This window comes from Porphyromonas sp. HMSC065F10, assembly GCF_001808555.1.
GTDB lineage: Bacteria > Bacteroidota > Bacteroidia > Bacteroidales > Porphyromonadaceae > Porphyromonas_A.
In genome coordinates, this window is the sequence record NZ_KV793778.1 from 1 (window position 1) to 1,514 (window position 1,514).

The 1,514-nt window shown below is 57.1% G+C and carries 2 protein-coding genes; both read left to right on the forward strand.

Going from position 1 to position 1,514, the window contains the following annotated elements:
- Window positions 1–281: 281 nt before the first annotated feature.
- Window positions 282–746, forward strand: a complete 465-nt coding sequence (tnpA, locus tag HMPREF2890_RS04025) for an IS200/IS605 family transposase (protein ID WP_070465770.1) — start codon at window positions 282–284, stop codon at window positions 744–746.
- Window positions 747–846: 100 nt separating this feature from the next.
- Complete coding sequence (locus HMPREF2890_RS04030) at window positions 847–1,434, forward strand: YqiA/YcfP family alpha/beta fold hydrolase (RefSeq protein ID WP_070465773.1); 588 nt, start codon at window positions 847–849, stop codon at window positions 1,432–1,434.
- Window positions 1,435–1,514: the final 80 nt, after the last annotated feature.

Consider the following 1,514-nt stretch of genomic DNA (forward strand, 5'->3'; position numbering starts at 1 on the left):
CATCGGTCATCCGCGAAGCGGTGACCGATGTGTAGCAACCCACCCCTATCACCTCGACCCCTTGCGGGTCGCCGAGCAGACATCCCCTCCCGGTGACCCGCAAGGGGTCGAGGCATAATGCATACGCTTGTACATCGGTCTTCGCCACTACGTGGCTCGACCGATGCCTATGGAGCGGGCATCCTTCGGATGCGGCAATACCCCCACGATGGCGTACCCGCCAACATCGTATCCTACCTATAAGCTGCAAAAATGACTACCTTTGGGAAAACAAGACTTTTATGGAGTACAATCGCAACACCTACTTCTCAGCATTCTACCACATTGTCTTCTCTACCAAGGACCGACAGAGATTTCTTGAGGGAGATCTCAAGACAAATATCCTCAGGTATATGGTTGCTTTTGTCAAAAACAACCATGCTCATCTAATCATCGTGAATGGGATGCCTGATCACATACATATGCTTATCCACGTGAGCAGCCCCTCATTCCTGATGTCTGACTTTGTACGCGAGCTAAAAAAGTCTACAAACAAAGTACTAAATCAAAACTATGGCTTTGGCGGAAAATTTAAGTGGCAATCCGGGTACTACGTGCAGAGCTTAGGTAGGTCTCAAGTGGATAGTTGCTATCACTACATCCAAGACCAGGAGCTACACCACCGCTCCATGTCCTTTGATGACGAATGGGATGCGATAATGAAAGGGATCTCAAAAGACGAGACCGTACTAGCTGAAAAGCAATGAAACAACACCTGGCGACCCCGTACGTCATCCACCCGGCGGACCTGCGGATCAGCGAGGAGGGGATCACCTTCCTGCCGCTCTACATGACCCCACTACTCTGATGATGAAAACACTGATCTACTTCCACGGCTTTCAGTCCGGCGCCGGCACCGCCACCGTGGGGCGCTTCCGCCGGTGCCTCCCCGACTGGCGCGTGGAGGCACCCGACATCCCGCAGGACCCCCTCGAGGCGCTCTCCTTCCTCCGCGCCCTCTGCGCCGAGCTCCGGCCGGACGTTGTCCTCGGCACCAGCCTCGGTGCCTTCTACGCCCACCAGATGGTCGGCTACCGCCGCATAGCGGTCAATCCCGCCCTCCACCTCTCCGAGATGCCCGAGATCCTCCACGTCGGGCAGTACCACTACCTCCAGCCGCGGCTCAATGGGGAGACCACCTTTGAGATCACCGACGAGATCATCCGCCACTTCCGCGAGGCGGAGCAGCGGCAGTGGGACCACCTGCGCGACCGCGACGGCCGAGCGGAGCCGATCCTTGGCTTCTTCGGCACCCGAGACACCACCGTCGACTGCAGGAGCGACTTTGAGCAGCACTACGGCACCGCCTGCACCGCCTCCTTTGACGGCGAGCACCGGATGACCGACCGCATCGTCAGCGAGGTCCTCGCCCCGGCGGTTCGCACCCTCGCATGATCAAGCCTATCAAAGACCTTTGCAAAAAGGTCTTTCGCCTAAAAAGCGCCGCTTTTTCGGCAGGGACTTTGCAGAATGCC